The 21,618-nt window shown below is 58.4% G+C and carries 19 protein-coding genes; 12 read left to right on the forward strand and 7 right to left on the reverse strand.

Features of this window, described 5'->3' with window-relative positions:
- Positions 1-92 precede the first annotated feature (92 nt).
- The 5 genes from aceE to yacL all read left to right on the forward strand — a co-directional run bounded on the left by aceE (position 93) and on the right by yacL (position 9,926).
- On the forward strand, positions 93-2,756 hold the full coding sequence (gene aceE / locus ACUTSC_RS19295; protein ID WP_197767452.1) for a pyruvate dehydrogenase (acetyl-transferring), homodimeric type: 2,664 nt from the start codon (positions 93-95) through the stop codon (positions 2,754-2,756).
- Between the two features lie 13 nt (positions 2,757-2,769).
- Entirely contained in the window at positions 2,770-4,653 is a 1,884-nt protein-coding gene (aceF, locus tag ACUTSC_RS19300) for a pyruvate dehydrogenase complex dihydrolipoyllysine-residue acetyltransferase (RefSeq protein ID WP_197767451.1), read from the forward strand.
- Positions 4,654-4,886: 233 nt separating this feature from the next.
- Positions 4,887-6,311 (forward strand): dihydrolipoyl dehydrogenase, encoded by a 1,425-nt coding sequence (gene lpdA / locus ACUTSC_RS19305; protein WP_004937500.1) that lies wholly within the window; start codon positions 4,887-4,889, stop codon positions 6,309-6,311.
- 515 nt (positions 6,312-6,826) lie between these two features.
- Complete coding sequence (acnB, locus tag ACUTSC_RS19310) at positions 6,827-9,424, forward strand: bifunctional aconitate hydratase 2/2-methylisocitrate dehydratase (protein WP_033635927.1); 2,598 nt, start codon at positions 6,827-6,829, stop codon at positions 9,422-9,424.
- 139 nt (positions 9,425-9,563) lie between these two features.
- A complete protein-coding gene (gene yacL / locus ACUTSC_RS19315; protein ID WP_004937507.1) occupies positions 9,564-9,926 on the forward strand; it encodes a protein YacL in 363 nt (120 codons plus the stop codon).
- A 32-nt stretch (positions 9,927-9,958) separates the two neighbouring features.
- Here yacL and speD read toward each other — a convergent pair whose 3' ends face one another.
- The 3 genes from speD to ACUTSC_RS19330 form a co-directional block, all read right to left on the reverse strand.
- Positions 9,959-10,753, reverse strand: a complete 795-nt coding sequence (gene speD / locus ACUTSC_RS19320; protein ID WP_197767448.1) for an adenosylmethionine decarboxylase — start codon at positions 10,751-10,753, stop codon at positions 9,959-9,961.
- A 27-nt stretch (positions 10,754-10,780) separates the two neighbouring features.
- Positions 10,781-11,644, reverse strand: coding sequence for a polyamine aminopropyltransferase (speE, locus tag ACUTSC_RS19325; protein WP_197767447.1), 864 nt, complete (start codon positions 11,642-11,644; stop codon positions 10,781-10,783).
- A 125-nt stretch (positions 11,645-11,769) separates the two neighbouring features.
- Positions 11,770-12,117: a YacC family pilotin-like protein gene (locus tag ACUTSC_RS19330; RefSeq protein ID WP_004937515.1), complete on the reverse strand. Its 348-nt coding sequence runs from the start codon at positions 12,115-12,117 to the stop codon at positions 11,770-11,772.
- Positions 12,118-12,334: 217 nt separating this feature from the next.
- On the opposite strand from ACUTSC_RS19330, the gene cueO reads away from it, so the two are divergent.
- The 4 genes from cueO (at position 12,335) to hpt (ending at position 15,240) form a co-directional block, all read left to right on the forward strand.
- The gene (gene cueO, locus ACUTSC_RS19335) at positions 12,335-14,035 is read left to right on the forward strand and encodes a multicopper oxidase CueO (protein WP_445653502.1); all 1,701 of its coding nucleotides are present in this window, start codon (positions 12,335-12,337) and stop codon (positions 14,033-14,035) included.
- 105 nt (positions 14,036-14,140) lie between these two features.
- Complete coding sequence (gene relB, locus ACUTSC_RS19340) at positions 14,141-14,332, forward strand: type II toxin-antitoxin system RelB family antitoxin (protein WP_197767445.1); 192 nt, start codon at positions 14,141-14,143, stop codon at positions 14,330-14,332.
- A gap of 5 nt (positions 14,333-14,337) precedes the next feature.
- The gene (locus ACUTSC_RS19345) at positions 14,338-14,613 is read left to right on the forward strand and encodes a type II toxin-antitoxin system RelE/ParE family toxin (protein ID WP_445653503.1); all 276 of its coding nucleotides are present in this window, start codon (positions 14,338-14,340) and stop codon (positions 14,611-14,613) included.
- A gap of 90 nt (positions 14,614-14,703) precedes the next feature.
- The gene (gene hpt, locus ACUTSC_RS19350; RefSeq protein WP_048234659.1) at positions 14,704-15,240 is read left to right on the forward strand and encodes a hypoxanthine phosphoribosyltransferase; all 537 of its coding nucleotides are present in this window, start codon (positions 14,704-14,706) and stop codon (positions 15,238-15,240) included.
- 37 nt (positions 15,241-15,277) lie between these two features.
- On the opposite strand, the gene can is transcribed toward hpt, so the two are convergent.
- Positions 15,278-15,934 (reverse strand): carbonate dehydratase, encoded by a 657-nt coding sequence (gene can, locus ACUTSC_RS19355; protein WP_063988725.1) that lies wholly within the window; start codon positions 15,932-15,934, stop codon positions 15,278-15,280.
- A 210-nt stretch (positions 15,935-16,144) separates the two neighbouring features.
- Between can and ACUTSC_RS19360 the strand changes: the two genes are divergently transcribed.
- The 3 genes from ACUTSC_RS19360 to ACUTSC_RS19370 all read left to right on the forward strand — a co-directional run bounded on the left by ACUTSC_RS19360 (position 16,145) and on the right by ACUTSC_RS19370 (position 19,293).
- The gene (locus tag ACUTSC_RS19360) at positions 16,145-17,068 is read left to right on the forward strand and encodes an ABC transporter ATP-binding protein (RefSeq protein WP_033644695.1); all 924 of its coding nucleotides are present in this window, start codon (positions 16,145-16,147) and stop codon (positions 17,066-17,068) included.
- Complete coding sequence (locus ACUTSC_RS19365) at positions 17,065-17,835, forward strand: ABC transporter permease (protein WP_063988726.1); 771 nt, start codon at positions 17,065-17,067, stop codon at positions 17,833-17,835. The genes ACUTSC_RS19360 and ACUTSC_RS19365 overlap by 4 nt, the downstream gene beginning before the upstream one ends.
- 177 nt (positions 17,836-18,012) lie before the next feature.
- Positions 18,013-19,293, forward strand: a complete 1,281-nt coding sequence (locus ACUTSC_RS19370; RefSeq protein WP_197767443.1) for a polysaccharide deacetylase family protein — start codon at positions 18,013-18,015, stop codon at positions 19,291-19,293.
- A 34-nt stretch (positions 19,294-19,327) separates the two neighbouring features.
- Here ACUTSC_RS19370 and panD read toward each other — a convergent pair whose 3' ends face one another.
- The 3 genes from panD to panB all read right to left on the reverse strand — a co-directional run bounded on the left by panD (position 19,328) and on the right by panB (position 21,526).
- Entirely contained in the window at positions 19,328-19,708 is a 381-nt protein-coding gene (gene panD / locus ACUTSC_RS19375; RefSeq protein ID WP_004937544.1) for an aspartate 1-decarboxylase, read from the reverse strand.
- A 145-nt stretch (positions 19,709-19,853) separates the two neighbouring features.
- Positions 19,854-20,708: a pantoate--beta-alanine ligase gene (panC, locus tag ACUTSC_RS19380; protein WP_445653504.1), complete on the reverse strand. Its 855-nt coding sequence runs from the start codon at positions 20,706-20,708 to the stop codon at positions 19,854-19,856.
- A gap of 23 nt (positions 20,709-20,731) precedes the next feature.
- The gene (gene panB, locus ACUTSC_RS19385; protein ID WP_004937548.1) at positions 20,732-21,526 is read right to left on the reverse strand and encodes a 3-methyl-2-oxobutanoate hydroxymethyltransferase; all 795 of its coding nucleotides are present in this window, start codon (positions 21,524-21,526) and stop codon (positions 20,732-20,734) included.
- Positions 21,527-21,618 lie beyond the last annotated feature (92 nt).

A 21,618-nucleotide genomic window follows, 5' to 3' on the forward strand; every position in this document is an offset into this window, starting at 1 on the left:
ACTAAACTGATGGGCCTGTCTTCGTGTGTTTTTGCACAGAACACAGGAAGACAGGCTCCAAACAAACCATTAGACAGATAAGGAATACCACCATGTCAGAACGTTTAAACAATGACGTGGATCCGATCGAAACCCGCGACTGGCTGCAGGCGATCGAATCGGTCATCCGTGAAGAGGGTGTTGAGCGAGCTCAGTTTCTGATTGATCAGGTATTGGGAGAAGCCCGCAAAGGCGGCGTTAACGTTGCGGCCGGTGCTGCAGCGCACAACTACGTCAACACCATCGCGGTAGAAGACGAACCGGCCTACCCAGGCAACCTGGATCTGGAACGCCGCATTCGCTCTGCGATCCGTTGGAACGCGGTCATGACCGTTCTGCGCGCATCCAAAAAAGACCTGGAGCTGGGCGGCCACATGGCTTCCTTCCAGTCTTCCGCGACCTTCTATGAAGTCTGCTTTAACCACTTCTTCCGCGCACGCAACGAGAAAGACGGCGGCGACCTGGTGTACTTCCAGGGCCACATCTCTCCGGGCGTTTACGCGCGTGCCTTCCTTGAAGGCCGCCTGACCGAAGAACAAATGAACAACTTCCGTCAGGAAGTGCACGGCAATGGCCTGTCCTCTTACCCGCATCCTAAGCTGATGCCGGAATTCTGGCAGTTCCCGACCGTATCCATGGGCCTGGGCCCAATCAGCGCCATCTATCAGGCGAAGTTCCTGAAATACCTGGAACACCGCGGCCTGAAAGACACCTCTGAGCAGACCGTTTACGCCTTCCTGGGCGACGGCGAGATGGATGAGCCGGAATCCAAAGGCGCCATCACCATCGCGACCCGCGAGAAGCTGGACAACCTGGTGTTCGTCATCAACTGCAACCTGCAGCGCCTGGACGGCCCGGTTACCGGCAACGGCAAGATCATCAACGAACTGGAAGGCATCTTCTCCGGCGCAGGCTGGCAGGTGCTGAAAGTGATCTGGGGCGGCCGTTGGGACGAACTGCTGCGTAAAGACACCAGCGGTAAACTGGTTCAACTGATGAACGAGACCCTGGACGGCGACTACCAGACCTTCAAATCCAAAGACGGCGCTTACGTGCGCGAGCACTTCTTCGGCCGTTACCCGGAAACCGCGGCGCTGGTCAAAGACATGACCGACGACGAAATCTGGGCGCTGAACCGTGGTGGTCACGATCCGAAGAAAATCTTCGCTGCACTGAAAAAAGCGCAGGACACCAAAGGCAAACCGACCGTTATCCTGGCCCACACCATCAAAGGTTACGGCATGGGTGAAACCGCGGAAGGTAAAAACATCGCTCACCAGGTGAAGAAAATGAACATGGAAGGGGTTCACCACTTCCGCGATCGTTTCAACGTGCCGGTTGCCGATGCTGACATCGAAAAACTGCCGTACATCACCTTCGACAAAGAGTCCGAAGAGTACAAATACCTGCACGAACGTCGCCAGGCGCTGAAAGGCTACGTGCCGACGCGTCTGCCGGAGTTCACCCAGAAGCTGGAAATGCCGGCGCTGGAAGATTTCAGCTCGCTGCTGGAAGAGCAGAACAAAGAGATCTCCACCACTATCGCCTTCGTGCGTGCCCTGAACGTGATGCTGAAGAACAAGTCGATCAAAGATCGCCTGGTGCCAATCATCGCCGACGAAGCGCGTACCTTCGGTATGGAAGGTCTGTTCCGTCAGATCGGTATCTACAGCCCGAACGGCCAGCAGTACACTCCGCAGGACCGTGAGCAGGTGGCTTACTACAAAGAAGACGAGAAAGGCCAAATCCTGCAGGAAGGCATCAACGAACTGGGCGCAGCCTCTTCCTGGCTGGCAGCAGCGACTTCCTACAGCACCAACGATCTGCCGATGATTCCGTTCTACATCTACTACTCGATGTTCGGTTTCCAACGTATCGGCGACCTGTGCTGGGCAGCGGGCGACCAGCAGGCGCGCGGCTTCCTGATCGGCGGGACCTCGGGCCGTACTACCCTGAACGGCGAAGGTCTGCAGCACGAAGATGGCCACAGCCACATTCAGTCTCTGACCATCCCTAACTGTATCTCTTACGATCCGGCTTACGCGTACGAAGTGGCGGTCATCATGCACGACGGTCTGGTGCGCATGTATGGCGACAACCCGGAAAACGTGTACTACTACCTGACCACGCTGAACGAAAACTACCACATGCCTGCGATGCCGCAGGGTGCGGAAGAAGGTATCCGCAAGGGTATCTACAAGCTGGAAACGCTGGAAGGCAGCAAAGGCAAGGTACAGCTGCTGGGCTCCGGCGCCATCCTGCGCCACGTGCGCGAAGCTGCGCAGATCCTGGCGAAGGACTACGGCGTGGGTTCCGACACCTACAGCGTGACCTCGTTCACCGAACTGGCGCGCGACGGCCAGGACTGCGAGCGCTGGAACATGCTGCACCCAACCGAAACGCCGCGCGTGCCTTACATCGCTCAGGTGATGAGCGACGCGCCGGCGGTAGCGTCTACCGACTACATGAAACTGTTCGCCGAACAGGTTCGTACTTATGTGCCGGCCAGCGATTATCGCGTACTGGGCACCGACGGCTTCGGTCGTTCGGACAGCCGCGAAAACCTGCGTCACCACTTCGAAGTCGATGCATCCTACGTGGTGGTTGCTGCTCTGGGTGAACTGGCTAAACGCGGTGAGATCGAAGCTTCTGTGGTTGCCGACGCAATCAAGAAATTCGACATCAACCCGGAAAAAGTTAACCCGCGTCTGGCCTAAGAGGTACTGAATAATGTCTATCGAAATCAACGTACCGGATATCGGTGCAGATGAAGTCGAAATCACCGAGATTCTGGTGAAGGTCGGCGATAAAGTTGAAGCGGAACAATCGCTGATCACCGTGGAAGGCGACAAGGCCTCCATGGAAGTGCCCTCCCCGCAGGCGGGCGTGGTGAAAGAGATCAAAGTGGCGGTCGGCGATAAAACCGAAACCGGCAAACTGATCATGATCTTCGAAGCGGCAGGCGCAGCGGAAGCTGCACCGGCGGCGAAAGCGGAAGAAAAACCGGCGGCGGCAGCAACTGCCCCGGCCGCCGCTGCGGCCAAAGACGTTGCCGTGCCGGACATCGGCGCTGACGAAGTCGAAGTGACCGAGATCCTGGTGAAGGTGGGCGACAAGGTGGAAGCCGAGCAGTCCCTGATCACCGTGGAAGGCGACAAGGCTTCCATGGAAGTCCCTGCGCCGTTCGCGGGCACCGTGAAAGAGATCAAGATCGCGACCGGCGACAAAGTGAAAACCGGTTCCCTGATCATGGTGTTCGAAGTGGCCGGCGCCGCTTCCGCTGCGGCCCCGGCTGCGGCGCAAGCCCCTGCCGCCGCTGCAGCACCAGCGGCCTCTGCGGCCAAAGACGTCGCTGTGCCGGATATCGGCGGCGACGAAGTCGAAGTGACCGAAGTGATGGTTAAGGTGGGCGACAAGGTTGCCGCCGAGCAGTCTCTGATCACCGTGGAAGGCGACAAGGCCTCCATGGAAGTGCCGGCACCGTTCGCGGGTACCGTTAAAGAGATCAAGATCGCGACCGGCGACAAAGTGAAAACCGGCTCCCTGATCATGGTGTTCGAAGTGGAAGGCGCTGCGCCTGCCGCTGCCGCCGCTCCAGCCGCTAAAGCGGAAGCTGCGCCGGCGCCGGCCGCCGCTAAAGCCGCCGCACCGGCTGCGAAAGCTGACGACAAAGGCGAGTTCGCCGAGAACGCGGCATACGTGCACGCGACCCCGGTCATTCGTCGTCTGGCGCGTGAATTCGGCGTTAACCTGGCGAAAGTGAAAGGCACCGGTCGTAAAGGCCGCATCCTGCGCGAAGACGTTCAGGCTTACGTGAAAGACGCGGTGAAACGCGCTGAAGCGGCTCCGGCGGCTGCCGGCGGCGGTCTGCCAGGCATGCTGCCATGGCCGAAAGTGGACTTCAGCAAGTTCGGCGAGATCGAAGAAGTCGAAATGGGCCGCATCCAGAAGATCTCTGGCGCGAACCTGAGCCGCAACTGGGTGATGATCCCGCATGTGACTCACTTCGACAAAACCGACATCACCGATCTGGAAGCGTTCCGCAAACAGCAGAACGAAGAAGCGGCCAAGCGCAAGCTGGACGTGAAGTTCACGCCTGTCGTGTTCATCATGAAAGCCGTTGCTGCCGCTCTGGAGCAGATGCCGCGCTTCAACAGCTCGCTGTCCGAAGACGGTCAGAAGCTGACGCTGAAGAAATACATCAACATCGGCGTGGCGGTAGATACCCCGAACGGCCTGGTGGTTCCGGTGTTCAAGGACGTGAACAAGAAGAGCATCACCGAGCTGTCTCGCGAACTGATGGCCATCTCCAAGAAAGCGCGCGACGGCAAGCTGACCGCGGGCGAGATGCAGGGCGGCTGCTTCACCATCTCCAGCCTGGGTGGCATCGGGACGACTCACTTCGCGCCGATCGTCAACGCGCCGGAAGTGGCTATCCTGGGCGTCTCCAAGTCTGCGATGGAGCCGGTCTGGAACGGTAAAGAGTTCATGCCGCGCCTGATGATGCCGATGTCGCTGTCCTTCGACCACCGCGTTATCGACGGTGCCGATGGTGCGCGCTTCATCACCATCATCAACAACATGTTGTCCGACATTCGCCGTCTGGTGATGTAATGCAAAAGGGGCGCAGCATGCTGCGCCCCTGACGATTCTGTAGCAGTTTTGTCGGATTTTGCACAACTCGACAAAATTGTTGAGACACGGGTCACTCGAACACGCTTTGCAGATTATTAACAATTCTGTAAACTGCTCGCGGTGTAAGCGTCCCGGTGGATGAAGGGCGTTATGAGATCGATTAGCAATAAAAATGACGTCTGACCCGCCGGACAATCAATTAAGAGGTCATGATGAGTACTGAAATTAAAACTCAGGTCGTGGTACTTGGGGCGGGCCCGGCAGGTTACTCTGCAGCCTTTCGTTGCGCTGACTTAGGTCTTGAAACCGTTCTGGTTGAACGTTATTCCACTCTGGGCGGGGTTTGCCTGAACGTGGGATGTATCCCTTCCAAAGCACTGCTGCACGTTGCCAAAGTGATCGAAGAAGCCAAAGCGCTGGCCGAACACGGCATCGTTTTCGGCGAGCCGAAAACCGACATCGACAAAGTGCGCGTCTGGAAAGAAAAAGTCATCACTCAGCTGACCGGCGGTCTGGCTGGCATGGCGAAAGGCCGTAAAGTGAAAGTGGTCAACGGCCTGGGCAAGTTCACCGGCGCTAACACCCTGGTTGTGGAAGGCGAAAACGGCCCAACCACCATCAACTTCGACAACGCCATCATCGCTGCAGGTTCTCGCCCGATCCAACTGCCATTCATTCCTCATGAAGATCCACGCGTGTGGGATTCCACCGATGCGCTGGAACTGAAAACCGTCCCAGAGCGTCTGCTGGTTATGGGCGGCGGCATCATCGGCCTGGAAATGGGCACCGTATACCATGCGCTGGGTTCACAGATCGACGTCGTTGAGATGTTCGATCAGGTTATCCCGGCGGCAGATAAAGACGTGGTGAAAGTCTTCACCAAACGTATCAGCAAGCAGTTCAACCTGATGCTGGAAACCAAAGTGACCGCGGTAGAAGCCAAAGAAGACGGCATCTACGTCACGATGGAAGGTAAAAAAGCGCCGGCAGAACCACAGCGTTACGACGCGGTGCTGGTGGCGATCGGCCGCGTGCCGAACGGCAAACTGCTGGATGCCGGCAAAGCCGGTGTTGAAGTTGACGAGCGTGGCTTCATCAACGTCGACAAACAGCTGCGCACCAACGTGCCGCACATCTTCGCTATCGGCGACATCGTCGGTCAGCCGATGCTGGCGCACAAAGGCGTGCACGAAGGCCACGTTGCCGCAGAAGTTATCGCCGGCATGAAGCACTACTTCGATCCGAAAGTGATCCCATCCATCGCTTACACCGAGCCGGAAGTGGCTTGGGTGGGTCTGACCGAGAAAGAAGCGAAAGAGAAAGGCATCAGCTACGAAACCTCCACCTTCCCGTGGGCGGCTTCCGGCCGTGCGATCGCTTCCGACTGTGCAGACGGCATGACCAAACTGATCTTCGACAAAGAAACTCACCGCATCATCGGTGGCGCGATTGTCGGCACCAACGGCGGCGAACTGCTGGGTGAAATCGGTCTGGCTATCGAGATGGGCTGCGACGCGGAAGACATCGCGCTGACCATCCACGCTCACCCGACCCTGCACGAATCCGTGGGCCTGGCGGCGGAAATCTACGAAGGCAGCATCACCGACCTGCCTAACCCGAAAGCCAAGAAGAAGTAATTCTGCTGGTTTGACCGGTTAACAAGCGGCTCCTGACAAGGGGCCGTTTTTTTTTGCTCAAATTCAGAAAGCGGTATTTTTGTGGCCGCAGCGCCAAATTCCGATCCCCCTGCTTATATCCACTCTAATTATATGGATATAATGCCCTGCTAGTCCGGCAGCCGATTACGCTGCGCTCAACGATTCAGCAAAGATTTAATGTTGCTTTTATGTGAACGAATTAACAACCGTTTCAAATCCTGATATGCTGGCTGAGCGGAACCGGGCACTGTACCTTACAGTCCAGGACATCGACAGCAGTGCCCCGTCAGGATAGATGGCATCTATATCGCCGTGCGCTCTACCCATCAGTCTTTCATGCTGTAACGCTGTTTGACCGTGCTTGTTTGCCCCAATCACCGTTTCGGGGCCTTTACGGGCCGATCGCCTAGCCACAGAGTGAAACCCCAAGGGTATAAACCCGGTTTGCATATACGCCAGGCACAATAAATGACAATGAGAGCGAGGAGAACGTCGTGCTAGAAGAATACCGTAAGCACGTAGCCGAGCGTGCTGCTGAGGGCATCGCCCCTAAGCCGCTAGACGCCACCCAAATGGCCGCGCTGGTCGAACTACTGAAGAATCCGCCAAAAGGCGAAGAAGAATTCCTGTTAGACCTGCTGATTAACCGTGTTCCACCGGGCGTCGACGAAGCCGCCTACGTCAAAGCAGGTTTCCTGGCGGCCATCGCCAAAGGCGAAGCGACATCCCCCCTGGTTACCCCCGAGAAAGCCATTGAACTGTTAGGCACCATGCAGGGCGGCTATAACATTCACCCGCTGATCGAAGCGCTGGACAACGAAACGCTGGCGCCTATCGCCGCGAAAGCGCTGTCCCACACGCTGCTGATGTTCGACAACTTCTACGACGTGGAAGAGAAGGCCAAGGCCGGTAACCCGCACGCCAAGCAGATCATGCAGTCCTGGGCCGACGCCGAATGGTACCTGTCGCGCCCTGAGCTGGCGGAAAAGATCACCGTCACCGTGTTCAAAGTCACCGGCGAAACCAACACCGACGACCTTTCCCCGGCGCCGGACGCCTGGTCGCGCCCGGACATCCCGCTGCACGCGCTGGCGATGCTGAAAAACGAACGTGAAGGCATCGTGCCGGATCAGCCGGGCAGCGTCGGCCCGATCAAACAGATCGAGCTGCTGAACAAGAAAGGCTTCCCGCTGGCCTACGTCGGCGACGTGGTCGGCACCGGTTCTTCCCGTAAATCCGCTACCAACTCCGTGCTGTGGTTTATGGGCGACGACATCCCGCACGTGCCGAACAAGCGCGGCGGCGGCGTGGTGCTGGGCGGCAAGATTGCGCCTATCTTCTTCAACACCATGGAAGATGCCGGCGCCTTGCCGATCGAAGTGGACGTGTCCGAGCTGAACATGGGCGACGTGATCGACGTTTACCCGTACAAAGGTGAAGTGCGCAACCACGAAACCGGCGCGCTGATCGCCAACTTCGAGCTGAAAACCGACGTGCTGCTGGATGAAGTGCGCGCCGGCGGCCGTATCCCGCTGATCATCGGCCGCGGCCTGACCACCAAGGCGCGCGAAGCGCTGGGTCTGCCGCACAGCGACGTGTTCCGTATTGCCAAGCCGGTTGCCGCCAGCAGCAAAGGCTTCTCGCTGGCGCAGAAGATGGTCGGCCGCGCCTGCGGCGTCGCCGGCATTCGCCCTGGCGAGTACTGCGAACCGAAGATGACCTCCGTTGGTTCTCAGGACACCACCGGCCCGATGACCCGCGATGAGCTGAAAGACCTGGCCTGCCTCGGCTTCTCCGCCGATCTGGTCATGCAGTCGTTCTGCCACACCGCCGCGTACCCGAAACCGGTCGACGTGACCACGCACCACACGCTGCCTGACTTCATCATGAACCGCGGCGGCGTCTCGCTGCGTCCGGGCGACGGCGTGATCCACTCCTGGTTGAACCGCATGCTGCTGCCTGACACCGTCGGCACCGGCGGCGATTCCCACACCCGCTTCCCGATCGGCATCTCCTTCCCGGCCGGTTCCGGCCTGGTGGCGTTTGCCGCCGCGACCGGCGTGATGCCGCTGGATATGCCTGAGTCGGTGCTGGTGCGCTTCAAGGGCAAAATGCAGCCGGGCATCACCCTGCGCGATCTGGTGCACGCCATCCCTTACTACGCGATCCAGCAAGGGCTGCTGACCGTCGAGAAGAAAGGCAAGAAAAATATCTTCTCCGGCCGTATTCTGGAGATCGAAGGCCTGCCGGATCTGAAGGTCGAACAGGCGTTTGAGCTGACCGATGCGTCCGCCGAACGTTCCGCCGCCGGTTGTACCATCAAGCTGGATAAGGCGCCGATCGAAGAGTACCTGAACTCCAACATCGTGCTGCTGAAGTGGATGATCTCCGAAGGCTACGGCGATCGCCGTACGCTGGAGCGCCGTATCCAGGGCATGGAAAAATGGCTGGCGGATCCGCAACTGCTGGAAGGCGATGCGGATGCGGAATACGCGGCGGTGATCGACATCGATCTGAACGAGATCAAAGAGCCGATCCTGTGCGCGCCTAACGATCCTGACGATGCGCGCCTGTTGTCCGACGTGGCCAACAGCAAAATCGATGAAGTGTTCATCGGTTCTTGCATGACCAACATCGGCCACTTCCGCGCGGCCGGCAAGCTGCTGGATCAGCACAAGGGCCAACTGCCGACCCGTCTGTGGGTGGCACCGCCAACCAAGATGGACGCGGCTCAGCTGACCGAAGAAGGCTACTACAGCGTGTTCGGCAAGAGCGGCGCGCGTATCGAGATCCCGGGCTGCTCGCTGTGCATGGGCAACCAGGCGCGCGTGGCGGACGGTGCGACGGTGGTCTCCACCTCGACCCGTAACTTCCCGAACCGTCTGGGCACCGGTGCCAACGTTTATCTGGCGTCTGCCGAACTGGCTGCAGTTGCGTCCCTGTTGGGCCGCCTGCCGACGCCGGACGAGTACCAGACCTATATGGCGCAGGTCGACAAGACGGCGGCGGATACCTACCGCTACCTGAATTTTGACCAGTTGGGGCAGTACACCGAAAAAGCCGACGGCGTGATCTTCCAGACCGCCGTGTAAGCCGCTATATTGCGCAACTGTTTAACGGGAGGCCTTGGCCTCCCGTTTTATTTTGCTCAGTTGCCAACTTTGCGAGCGCTCACTGAGTTAGCAATCAATTTATGTTTACACTAAGAAAAAGGGCTCAGGAGGGCATGCTATGGATTACGAATTTCTGCGTGACGTCACCGGTCAGGTGATCGTCAGATTTTCGATGGGGCATGAAGCGATTGGCCACTGGATCAACGAAGAAGTCAAAGGCGATTTCAACCTGCTGGACCGCATCGAAGCCGGTGCGGCCGAGGTCAAAGGCAGCGAGCGTCAATGGCAGCTGGAAGGCCATGAATATACGCTGTTGATGGATGGTGAAGAAGTGATGATCCGCGCCAATCAGCTGGAGTTCGAGGGCGATGAAATGGAAGAGGGGATGAACTACTACGACGAAGAAAGCCTCTCATTCTGCGGCGTTGAGGATTTCCTGTTGGTGTTGAAGGCCTATCGTTCTTTCATGCTGAAGTACTAAGCATCAGGGCGCGGCGTGCCGCGCCCTTTCCATCACAGAGGCGGGATATTGCGGCCGTAATAGATTTCCTGCATCTCTTTCCATAGCAGATCGGTGATCTGTTTGCGTTCGGCGGCGCTCAGCGCTTCCGGCTCCGCGTTGAACAGGTAGTGCTTCAGATCGAAATCCTTCAGCAACATCTTGGTATGGAAGATATTTTCCTGGTAAACGTTCACGTCCATCATGTGGTACAGCGCCTTGATGTCTTCCGACATAAAGTTCTGGATCGAATTGATCTCATGATCGATGTAATGCTTCACGCCGTTCACGTCGCGGGTAAAACCGCGCACGCGATAGTCCATGGTGACGATGTCGGATTCCAACTGGTGAATTAAGTAGTTCAGCGCCTTGAGGGGCGAAATGACGCCGCAGGTCGAGACCTCGATATCGGCGCGGAAGGTACACAGTCCGCCTTCAGGATGGCTTTCCGGGTAGGTGTGTACGCAGATGTGGCTTTTGTCCAGGTGCGCGACGACCGTATTCGGCAGCGGGCCGGGGTGTTCCGACGTATCGACGTCTTTCGGATCGATCGGCTCTTCGCTGACCAGGATGGTGACGCTGGCGCCCTGCGGATCGTAGTCCTGACGTGCGATGTTCAAAATATTGGCGCCGATGATTGAGCAGGTCTCGCTCAGGATCTCGGTCAGCCGGTTGGCGTTATATTGTTCGTCTATGTAGGCGATATAGCCGTCGCGATCGTCCGCGGTCTTGGCGTAACAAATATCGTAAATACAAAAACTCAGGCTCTTGGTCAGGTTGTTGAAGCCGTGCAGTTTTAGCTTATGCAATTTGGGCCACCTCCTTTATCTTCTCGCTTAACGTGTTACGTTCAGGGCATTGAGCAAATATTGCGGCAGGGCAAAGCTGCCGACGTGAATTGCCGGGTTGTAATAACGGCAGTGTAGGCCGCTTTGGTTAAAGCGCTGTTGCAGGGTAGACAGATCGCGCTGGCGCAGCGCCGGGTTCTGGCTCGCCCAGGCAAAGGTCATGATGCCGCCGTAATAGGTCGGGATCGCCGCCTGATAGAAGCTGACGTCGCTAAAGTAGCCGCTCAGTTTGGCGTGGCTGTTGACCGCTTCGTCCTGCTGCAGGAAACAGACGCCGTTTTGCGCGACGAAAATGCCGCCCTCATTCAGGCTGCGGGCGCAGCCTTCATAAAACGCCGAGGTGAACAGGCTTTCGCCGGGGCCGATCGGATCGGTGCAGTCGGAGATGATCACATCGAAGGTTTTGTCGGTTTGGTTCACGAAGTTGACGCCGTCGTCGATCACCAGCTTGAAGCGCGGATCGTCATAGGCGCCGGCGCTGTGGTTGGGCAGGTATTGGCGGCAGAACTCGACGACACCGGCGTCGATTTCGACCATGGTGATCTGCTCCACGCCAGGGTGCCGGCTGACTTCGCGCAGCATGCCGCCGTCGCCGCCGCCGATGATCAGCACTTTCTTCGCCGCGCCGTGCGCCAGCAGCGGCACGTGGGTCAGCATTTCGTGATAGATAAACTCGTCACGCTCGGTGGTTTGCACCACGCCGTCGAGCGCCATCACGCGCCCCAGCACCGGGTTCTCGAAGATCACCAGATCCTGATGATCGGTCTTCTCGCGGTACAGCACCTTCTCAACCGAGAAGTACTGGCCGAAGCCCGTATGCAGCGTTTCGTACCAAATTTCTTTCTGGGTCATGTGCGGGAAACTCCGTAATAACAGCCATGAAAAATCGGCGCAACATCATAGCTAACTCTGTCTGGCGATGCACGGTTGAATTTCAGACAGAGAGAGCGAAAGGCGGATGGGGGAGAGGGGCGGAATTAGTTGGCGTAGGCCAGCAGGCTCAAAGAGTCGCGCGCCAGCGATTTGCACTTCTTAGGCGTTGGAATGGCGATGCCGCTGAGATCGCGATAGCTGTCTTCGCCCAGCGCCTTCATGTTAAAGCTGTTGTAGTTGCTCAAATCCCAGCGGTTTTGTTGCGCGAAATAGACGATGGCGCGTTTGATTTGCGCATTTGGCAAATCGTTGTAGCCGCAATCATTTTTCAAATAAATAAATACCGCCGTCAGGTCGGCCAGATCTTCCGCCTCGGATTCATTCAGCGCCAGACTGGCGTTGGAGAAGCCCAGCATCGCCAGCAACAGCATCGATAACGTTGTTTTTTTCATCATGAAATAGGCCTGTTTGTCGTCTGCTGACGTTACCACACTTGCCTGTAAAGGCACCAAATTTTATTGCCGCCGGGCTGGCGTCACGCGTGCCAGTCACACTCTCTTGATTGTGAGGCATAGCTTAAAATACCGCCAGGAAAGGCTTGACCTTCCGCCAGGGGGAAGGTTTAGGCTGGCGGCATTGAGTTATATCACTGAGAAAAGGGAGTCAGCGATGTTACGCCGTGATTTTATTAAATTAACCGCTGCGCTGGGCGCGGCGAGCGCATTGCCGTTATGGAGCCGGGCCGCCTGGGCGGCCGATCGGCCGGCCCTGCCGGTACCGCCGCTGTTGACGCCGGACGCGCAGGGAAAGATTGCGCTGGCGCTGCAGGCGGGGGAAACCCGCTGGTTGCCCGGCGCCGCCACCAAAACCTGGGGATTCAACGGCGCGCTGCTCGGGCCGGCGGTGAAGCTGCAGCGCGGCCGGCCGGTGACGGTCGATATCAAAAACAGCCTAGCGGAGGCCAGCACCGTTCACTGGCACGGCCTGGAAATTCCCGGCGACGTCGATGGCGGCCCACAGGCATTGATTCATCCCGGCGCGACGCGCACGGTGAATTTCACCGTCGATCAACCGGCGGCCACCTGCTGGTTCCACCCGCATACCCACGGTAAAACCGGCAGCCAGGTGATGATGGGGCTGGCGGGACTGGTGCTGCTGGAAGACGAAGAGAGCGCCAAACTGCCGCTGCCGAAAACCTGGGGGCAGGATGACATTCCGGTGGTCCTGCAGGATAAGCGGCTGGGCAAAGACGCGCAGATCGAATACCGCCTGGACGTGATGAGCGCGGCGGTGGGCTGGTTTGGCGATCGCATGTTCACCAACGGTGCGCAGTATCCGCAACATCTGGCGCCGCGCGGCTGGCTGCGCCTGCGTTTCCTCAACGGCTGCAACGCCCGCTCGCTGAATCTGGCGGCCAGTGACAACCGTCCGCTGTATGTCGTCGCCAGCGACGGCGGTTTTCTGGCGGAGCCGGTGAAACTGACCGAGTTGCCGATGCTGATGGGGGAGCGCTTTGAAGTGCTGGTCGATGCCTCGGATGGGAAAGCGTTCGACATTGTGACGCTGCCGGTGAAGCAGATGGGCATGACGCTGGCGCCGTTCGATCAGCCGCTGCCGGTGTTGCGCATTCAGCCGTCGCTGGCGCAGGGCATCAAAACCATGCCGGACAGCCTGGTGAAGCTGCCGACATTGCCTGCTACCACCGGTATCCAGGAGCGTTGGCTGCAACTGATGATGGATCCGCAGCTGGATATGCTCGGCATGCAGGCGCTGATGGATCGCTATGGTCACCAGGCGATGGCCGGCATGAGCATGAATCATGGCGCGACGGGCGGCGCAGATATGAAAGGCATGGAGCAGGGCGGCATGCAGAGCATGGACCATGGCAACATGAAAGGCATGGAGAAGGGCGGCATGCAGGGCATGGACCATGGCAACATGGGCAATATGAAGGGCATGGATCATGGCAATATGGCCGGGATGGATCACGGTAACGCGCAGGGCAAAGCCAAACCGTTCGATTTCAGCCATGGCAACATGATCAACGGCAAGGCCTTCGATATGACCAAGCCGATGTTCGCCGCCAAACGGGGCCAGTATGAAAAGTGGACCATTTCCGGCGAGGGCGACATGATGTTGCACCCGTTCCACATTCATGGCACCCAGTTCCGCATCTTGTCGGAAAACGGCAAACCGCCGGCGGCGCATCGCAGCGGCTGGAAGGACACGGTGCGCGTCGAAGGGTGGCGCAGCGAAGTGCTGGTGCGCTTTGACCATCCGGCCAGCAGCGAACATGCGTACATGGCCCACTGCCACCTGTTGGAACATGAAGATACCGGCATGATGATGGGCTTCACCGTCGCCGATTGATCGCGGCCCGGTGCTCCGGTGGTGGCGCGCTCGCGTCGCCACCGCTTGGTTCAATGAAAGGAAGCCGTTATACTGATTAAAATATCAGCTGTTGAGGAGTGCGTCATGCCGACAAAATTGGATCCCATCGTTTCTGAGTTTGAGACTCAAGAGCAGGCTGATAGCTACGATCGTTGGTTCAGAAGCACCGTGGAATCTTCCGTCAATAGCGACTCCCCCCGTATCCCCCATGACGAAGTCATGGCCGGCGCTCGTCACATTATCGAGCAGGCGAAGGCCAAAAGAAAATCGGCCTGACCCTTATGTTAACCGTCAAATGGACTGACGAAGCAAAAACGGGTTTATATACGCTGCTGGCTTTTATCGCTGAGCGAAATCCACTTGCCGCTGAGGCTTTGTTGCATCGTATTGAAGAGTCGGTTATCCCGTTAGCGGAACATCCTTATTTATTTCGGCCAGGCAGGGTGAGCGGGACTCGTGAAATGGTTGTTCATCCTAATTACATTGTGGTTTACCGCGTGCTGGCTGCACATATTGAAATTGTGAGTGTCCTGCACGCCCGTCGGGAATACCCTTAATAAAGAAAACTCCCCTGTCCGGGAGAGAGGCAAGTCGTAACGGCCTATGCTAAACTCTGCGCCTTTCTTCCGGCAACTGACCTGAATACTATGAAACACACTGTAGACGTAATGATTTCCGAGCAGGAAGTTAAGACCCGTATCGCCGAACTTGGCCGCCAGATCACCGAACATTACCGCGACAGCGGCAGCGACATGGTGCTGGTCGGGCTGCTGCGCGGCTCCTTCATGTTCATGGCCGATCTCTGCCGCGCGATCGACGTGCCGCACGAAGTCGACTTTATGACCGCCTCCAGCTACGGCAGCGGCATGTCCACCACCCGCGACGTGAAGATCCTCAAGGATCTGGACGAAGACATTCGCGGCAAAGACGTGCTGATCGTGGAAGACATCATCGATTCCGGTAACACGCTGAACAAAGTGCGCGAGATTTTGGCGCTGCGCGGGCCGAAGTCGCTGGCGATTTGCACCTTGCTGGACAAACCTGAGCGCCGTGAAGTGCAGGTACCGGTCGAATATGTCGGCTTCTCGATCCCGGATGAGTTCGTGGTGGGGTATGGCATCGACTACGCTCAGCGCTATCGTCACCTGCCGTACGTCGGCAAAGTGGTGCTGTTGGACGAGTAATCGATGTGGGGCGCGGCCAGCCGCGCCCACGGCGAGGTTATACGCCTTTATCCTGCTTCAGTTTGGCTATCGCTTTGCGGTAGCCCATCTCCAGGCTCTCGCGGCTGGTCGCCAGCACTTCCATATCGCGCAGGCGGCCGTCCTGAATGCCGTACACCCAACCGTGGATCATCACCTTCTGGCCGCGCTTCCAGGCGGACTGCATGATGGTGGAGTGGCCCAGGTTGTACACCTGCTCAATGACGTTGATCTCGCACAGCATGTCGAAACGCTGTTCCGGCGGCAGCTCGCCCAGCAGCGAGCTGTGCTTGTACCACAGATCGCGAATGTGCAGCAGCCAGTTGTCGATCAAACCCAGCTCCGGGTTTTCCACCGCCGCCTGCACGCCACCGCAGCCCAGGTGGCCGCAAATGATGATGTGTTCGACTTCCAGCACATCTACCGCATACTGCACCACCGACAGGCAGTTAAGATCGGTATGGATAACGAGGTTTGCCACGTTGCGATGGACGAACAGTTCACCCGGCTCGAGGCCGGTCAGCCGTTCTGCGGGAACGCGGCTGTCAGAGCAACCAATCCATAAGAAGCGGGGCTTTTGCGCCTGGGCTAAACGTTCAAAAAATTCCGGGTCTTCCTGGCTGATATTGGCCGACCAGGCCTGGTTGTTGGCGATAAGCGCTTCGATTTCTTTCATGGAGATGATTGACCCGTAACGAACAGATTGCGATGGGGTAATATAGGGTAAGCGTCACAATTTGGAAATCGGAACAGTGGTGCAGCCTCATTTTCCGCACGGATTCGACTCAGTGAAAACGTCGCCGATGCTAGGATTATCGTTAGTGTTTCAAGCCTCGCAAACAGGGGCGCGGCGGCATACTCATCGTCATAAGGTACTATTTTACATATGAATTATGCACTGGAATTAGCGCAGCTGACCAAGACTTACGCCGGTGGCGTCAAGGCATTGCGCGGCATCGACCTGAGCGTCGAAGCGGGGGACTTTTATGCCCTGCTGGGGCCAAACGGCGCCGGAAAATCCACCACCATCGGCATCATCAGCTCGCTGGTGAACAAAACGGCCGGCAGCGTGCGGGTGTTCGGCTACGACATCGATAAAGACATCGTCAACGCCAAGCGCCAGCTCGGCCTGGTGCCGCAAGAGTTCAACTTCAACCCGTTTGAGACCGTGTTGCAGATCGTGGTGAACCAGGCGGGTTACTACGGCGTCACGCGGCGTGAAGCGATGGCGCGCGCCGAAAAATACCTTAATCAGCTGGATCTGTGGGGCAAGCGCAACGAGCGCGCCCGCATGCTGTCCGGCGGCATGAAGCGCCGCCTGATGATCGCCCGCGCGTTGATGCATCAGCCGAAGCTGCTGATCCTCGATGAGCCGACCGCCGGGGTAGATATCGAGCTGCGTCGCTCGATGTGGGGCTTCCTGAAAGAGCTGAATGCCCAGGGCACCACCATTATCCTCACCACCCACTATCTGGAAGAGGCGGAGATGCTGTGCCGCAACATCGGCATTATCCAGAACGGGGAACTGGTGGAAAACACCTCGATGAAGGGGCTGCTGGCCAAGCTGAAGTCGGAAACCTTCATCCTCGATCTGGCGGCGAAGAGCCCGCTGCCGAAGCTGGACGGTTACCGTAGCCGCCTGACGGATACCTCCACGCTGGAAGTGGAGGTGATGCGCGAGCAGGGGCTGAACGGTCTGTTCGCCCAGTTGAGCGCGCAGGGCGTGCAGGTGCTGAGCATGCGCAACAAGGCGAACCGCCTGGAAGAGCTGTTTGTCACCCTGGTTAACGGCAATGGAGAGAAAGCATGACGCGTTTGTATTGGGTGGCCTTACAGAGCATCTGGGCCAAAGAGGTGAACCGATTCGCGCGCATCTGGATCCAGACCCTGGTGCCACCGGTGATCACCATGACGCTGTACTTCATCATCTTCGGCAACCTGATCGGCTCGCGCATTGGCGATATGCACGGCTTCAGCTACATGCAGTTCATCGTGCCCGGCCTTATCATGATGTCGGTCATCACCAACTCTTACGCCAACGTCGCCTCGTCGTTCTTCAGCGCCAAGTTTCAGCGCAACATTGAGGAACTGCTGGTGGCGCCGGTGCCGACCCACGTGGTGATCGCCGGCTATGTCGGCGGCGGCGTGGCGCGCGGCATCTGCGTCGGCGTGCTGGTGACCATCATCTCGCTGTTCTTCGTGCCGCTGCAGGTGCACGCCTGGTGGGTGATTGCGCTGACGCTGCTGCTGACGGCGATCCTGTTCTCGCTGGCGGGGCTTATCAACGCGGTGTTCGCCACCACCTTCGACGACATCAGCCTGATCCCGACCTTCGTGCTGACGCCGCTGACTTACCTGGGCGGGGTGTTCTACTCGCTGTCGCTGCTGCCGCCATTCTGGCAGGCGGTGTCCAAGCTGAATCCGATCGTCTATATGATCAGCGGTTTCCGCTACGGCTTCCTCGGTATCAACGACGTGCCGTTGGCGTTCACCATGGCGGTGCTGGTGGCGTTTATCGCGGTGTTTTACCTGCTGTCCTGGTACCTGATCGAGCGTGGCCGCGGCCTGCGCAGCTGATCGTATCGCGCTTCCGCTTTCCCGGCGGGAGCGCCTTTATTGATTTGGCGCACGCGGCGCGTAAATCAATAGAATTGCTCAAATAACCGCTAGTTCCCCGCTGTTCAAATCGTGCTATGCTGGCGCTCCACATTTCCTTCACTTTTGTCACTACGCACTCGTAAGCAGAACATCATCATGCGGTCTCAATACACGTTAACGGCTGGGTTACTCGGCATTCTGATGTCGTTGGTTTCCCCTGTGAGCCTGGCGAATCTGCTGTCGGAAGACGGCGCGGTTAAATCTGAATACATGGAAGCGCAGCGCGATAGCGAAGTCTATGCGTTGGTGGGCGAGCATGTGATCCCGGTAGGGGAAGTGAAGCGCGGGCAGCTGATTCAGGTGTTCCCGGCGGATGCCGAATACTACGAATTCAAATTCGGGCACGGAACCGGCTTTATCGATAAAGACGACGTGCGTGAATTGAAGAAGTCGCGCAAGGTGCAAGACGATCTGGGCGAGCTGAATAAACCGCTGACCAACCAGAATCTGATCACCCAAAAAACGATCGACGTTTATACCGCGGCGGACAAGGACAGCGACGTCCTGGGCACGCTGGAAGGCAACCTGCGTTATCCGATCATCGGCAAGCTGAAGGATCGCCTGAACAACACCTGGTACGAGGTCAACATCGGCGAGCGTCTGGGGTTCATCAATGAGCTGGACTGCGAGATCGATAACGGCATACCGGTGCTGACTTACCATCACCTGCTGAAAAACGAAGAGAACAAGCGTTTCCGCCACACCTCGACCACCACTTCAGACGTGGCGTTCAGCAACCAGATGACCTATCTGAAGCAGGCGGGCTACGACACCATTTCGCTGTATCAGCTGGAAGCCTATCTGAAGAACCAGATCAATCTGCCGGGCAAGGCGATTGTGCTGACCTTCGACGACGGGCTGAAATCGGTTTATCGCTACGCTTACCCGGTGCTGAAGGATTACGGTTTCCGCGCCACGGCGTTCATCATCTCTTCGCGCATCAAACGCCACCCGCAGAAATGGAACCCGGACTCGCTGCAATTTATGAGCGTCTCGGAGCTGAAGCAGATTCAGGACGTGTTCGACGTGCAATCGCATACCCACTTCCTGCACCGCACCGACGGCAACCGCCAGCCGATTTTGCTGAGCCGTTCGTTGCACAATATCGAGTTCGATTTTGAGCGCTCGCGTCGCGCGCTGTCGCAGTTCAACCCGCACGTGCTGTATCTGTCCTACCCGTTCGGCGGCTATAACCAGCGGGCGATCCAGGCGGCGCAGGACGCCGGTTTCCATCTGGCGGTGACCACGGTGCAGGGCAAGGTGAAACCGGGGGATAACCCCTATACGCTGAAGCGGCTATATATTCTGCGCACCGACTCGATTCAGACCATGGCGGATCGGATAGCCAACAAGCCGGGCACGGTGGTGGTGCAGTAAGGAAGAACGGGCGCGTAAGGCGCCCGTTTTAGTGTCAGGCGACCTGAACCGGCACGGCTTTCGCCTTGCGCTGCAGGTTGTTGTCACCTTCGAAATAGGCGACTTTCGGGTGGTGTTGGCGGGCGTCGGCGTCGGTCATTTGCACATAGGAGCAGATGATCAGCTTGTCGCCCACGCAGGCGCAGCGCGCGGCGGCGCCGTTGACCGAAATGATGCGCGAACCGCGCTCGGCGGCGATGGCGTAGGTGGAGAAGCGCTGGCCGTTATCCACGTTGTAAATATCGATCGCTTCATATTCCAGAATGCCGGCGGCCTCCAGGAAATCCTGGTCGATGGCGCAGGACCCTTCATAGTGCAAGTCAGCCTGAGTGACTTTGACGCGATGCAGCTTGCCTTGCAGCATAGTACGTATCATAGCTTTACCTAACTGAATATCGGCCTTCACAGGCGCTGGGGTTGAACATCTCTCCTGCATCCCTGCAATCTCTATCGTCACCGATTGCCCCGCCATTGTCTACCAGTGGCCTGGGTTTCAGGGTGACGATAGTATAAAAAATGGCTTACAGCGTCAGGTCGACCTGCTGATTGTCGATAAGACGCGCCTTGCCCAGCCAGGCGGCCATCAGCACCACCGCCCGCTGGCTGTCCACCGTCAGCGGCTGCAGGCTGTCGGCGTCGCGAATAAACAGCTCATCCGGCGTAAAGCCGGCGGTGCGCAGCTGCTCGGCGGTCTGCTCCAGCAGCTCTTCGACATGGCGTTCGCCATTGGCCAACTGCTGCGCCAGCGCGTTCATGATCTTGCTCAGCTGCGGAGCGATCTTGCGCTCTTCGGCGGTCAGGTAGCCGTTGCGCGAGCTGAGGGCCAGGCCGTCTTTGGCGCGCACGGTCGGCACGCCGATGATGTCGATGTCGTAACCCATGTCCGCCACCATTTTGCGGATCAGCGCCAGCTGTTGGTAATCCTTCTCACCGAAGCAGGCTAAATCAGGCTGCACCAGGTTGAACAGCTTGCTGACGATGGTGGAAACGCCGCGGAAGTGGCCCGGCCGGCTTGCGCCTTCCAGGATGCTGGAGATGCCCGGCACGTCGACGTAAGTCTGCTGGTCCAGCCCCTGCGGATAGACCGCAGCCGGGGCCGGCGCGAACACCAGATCGACGCCGCGGCGGGTCAGCTTCTCGCTGTCTTCCTGCAGCGTGCGCGGGTAGCGCGCCAGATCGTCCGGCCGATCGAACTGCATCGGGTTGACGAAGATGCTCACCACCACCACGTCGGCGCGGGCGCGCGCTTCATCGACCAGCGTCATATGGCCGTCGTGCAGGTTGCCCATGGTCGGCACCAGCGCGATGCGTTTGCCTTCCTGGCGCCAGCGGCGGATCTGCTGACGCAGCATCGGCAGGGTCTCGATAATAATCATTGGGTGACTCCTGGAACCATCGCTTAGTTAAAAGAGTGTTCAGCCGCCGGGTAGAGGCCTTGCTCCACTTCCTGAATGTAGTGCTGCACCGCCGTGCGGATATCGCCGCTCTGCGCCAGGAAGTTCTTGGCGAACTTCGGCGTGTGGCCGCCGGTGATGCCGAAGGCGTCGTGCATCACTAGGATCTGGCCGTCGGTGCCGTTGCCGGCGCCGATGCCGATGACCGGAATGGACAACGCTTCGGTGATCTGGCGCGCCAGCTCGGTCGGCACGCATTCCAGCACCAGCAGCTGAATGCCGGCCAGTTCCAGATTCTGTGCGTCCTGCAACAGCTGTTTGGCGGCCAGTTCGTCGCGTCCTTGTACCTTATAGCCGCCGAACACGTTGACCGACTGCGGCGTCAGGCCCAGGTGGCCGCACACCGGTACCGCGCGCTCGGCGAGCATTTTCACCGTGTCGCACAGCCAACTGCCGCCTTCCAGTTTCACCATGTTGGCGCCGGCGCGCATCAGCTCGGCGGCGTTGGCGAAGGTCTGTTCCGGGGTGGCATAACTCATGAACGGCAGATCGGCCAGCAGCAGGCAGGCCGGCGCACCGCGGCGCACGGCGCGAGTGTGGTAGGCCACGTCGGCGACGGTGACCGGCAGCGTGGAGTCGTGGCCCTGCAGCGTCATGCCCAGCGAATCGCCCACCAACAGGACTTTGATGCCTTGCTCTTCAAACAGTTTGGCAAAGCTGGCATCGTAGGCGGTAAGGGTAGCAAACTTGCGCTGCTCCTGTTTCCACTGGCGCAAGTGGGTCACGGTGGTGGGTTTCATCACAACGTCTCCTGAAACGGGCCGTGCGGCGTACGCAGGCCCAGGCTGCAAAAAAGTGCAGTCATTCTACTGTAACCCGATCGGGGTGGGTA

The organism is Serratia sp. TSA_105.2, from assembly GCF_052692115.1.

Bases quoted from the DNA above. Each gene is read 5' to 3' on its own strand.
- ACUTSC_RS19360 (WP_033644695.1), top strand. From the start codon at position 16,145: ATGAATTATGCACTGGAATTAGCGCAGCTGACCAAGACTTACGCCGGT.
- ACUTSC_RS19365 (WP_063988726.1), top strand. From the start codon at position 17,065: ATGACGCGTTTGTATTGGGTGGCCTTACAGAGCATCTGGGCCAAAGAG.
- relB (WP_197767445.1), top strand. From the start codon at position 14,141: ATGCCGACAAAATTGGATCCCATCGTTTCTGAGTTTGAGACTCAAGAG.
- cueO (WP_445653502.1), top strand. From the start codon at position 12,335: ATGTTACGCCGTGATTTTATTAAATTAACCGCTGCGCTGGGCGCGGCG.
- panB (WP_004937548.1), bottom strand. From the start codon at position 21,526: ATGAAACCCACCACCGTGACCCACTTGCGCCAGTGGAAACAGGAGCAG.
- aceF (WP_197767451.1), top strand. From the start codon at position 2,770: ATGTCTATCGAAATCAACGTACCGGATATCGGTGCAGATGAAGTCGAA.
- panD (WP_004937544.1), bottom strand. From the start codon at position 19,708: ATGATACGTACTATGCTGCAAGGCAAGCTGCATCGCGTCAAAGTCACT.
- yacL (WP_004937507.1), top strand. From the start codon at position 9,564: ATGGATTACGAATTTCTGCGTGACGTCACCGGTCAGGTGATCGTCAGA.
- speE (WP_197767447.1), bottom strand. From the start codon at position 11,644: ATGACCCAGAAAGAAATTTGGTACGAAACGCTGCATACGGGCTTCGGC.
- ACUTSC_RS19330 (WP_004937515.1), bottom strand. From the start codon at position 12,117: ATGAAAAAAACAACGTTATCGATGCTGTTGCTGGCGATGCTGGGCTTC.
- lpdA (WP_004937500.1), top strand. From the start codon at position 4,887: ATGAGTACTGAAATTAAAACTCAGGTCGTGGTACTTGGGGCGGGCCCG.
- hpt (WP_048234659.1), top strand. From the start codon at position 14,704: ATGAAACACACTGTAGACGTAATGATTTCCGAGCAGGAAGTTAAGACC.
- ACUTSC_RS19345 (WP_445653503.1), top strand. From the start codon at position 14,338: ATGTTAACCGTCAAATGGACTGACGAAGCAAAAACGGGTTTATATACG.
- aceE (WP_197767452.1), top strand. From the start codon at position 93: ATGTCAGAACGTTTAAACAATGACGTGGATCCGATCGAAACCCGCGAC.
- ACUTSC_RS19370 (WP_197767443.1), top strand. From the start codon at position 18,013: ATGCGGTCTCAATACACGTTAACGGCTGGGTTACTCGGCATTCTGATG.
- can (WP_063988725.1), bottom strand. From the start codon at position 15,934: ATGAAAGAAATCGAAGCGCTTATCGCCAACAACCAGGCCTGGTCGGCC.
- panC (WP_445653504.1), bottom strand. From the start codon at position 20,708: ATGATTATTATCGAGACCCTGCCGATGCTGCGTCAGCAGATCCGCCGC.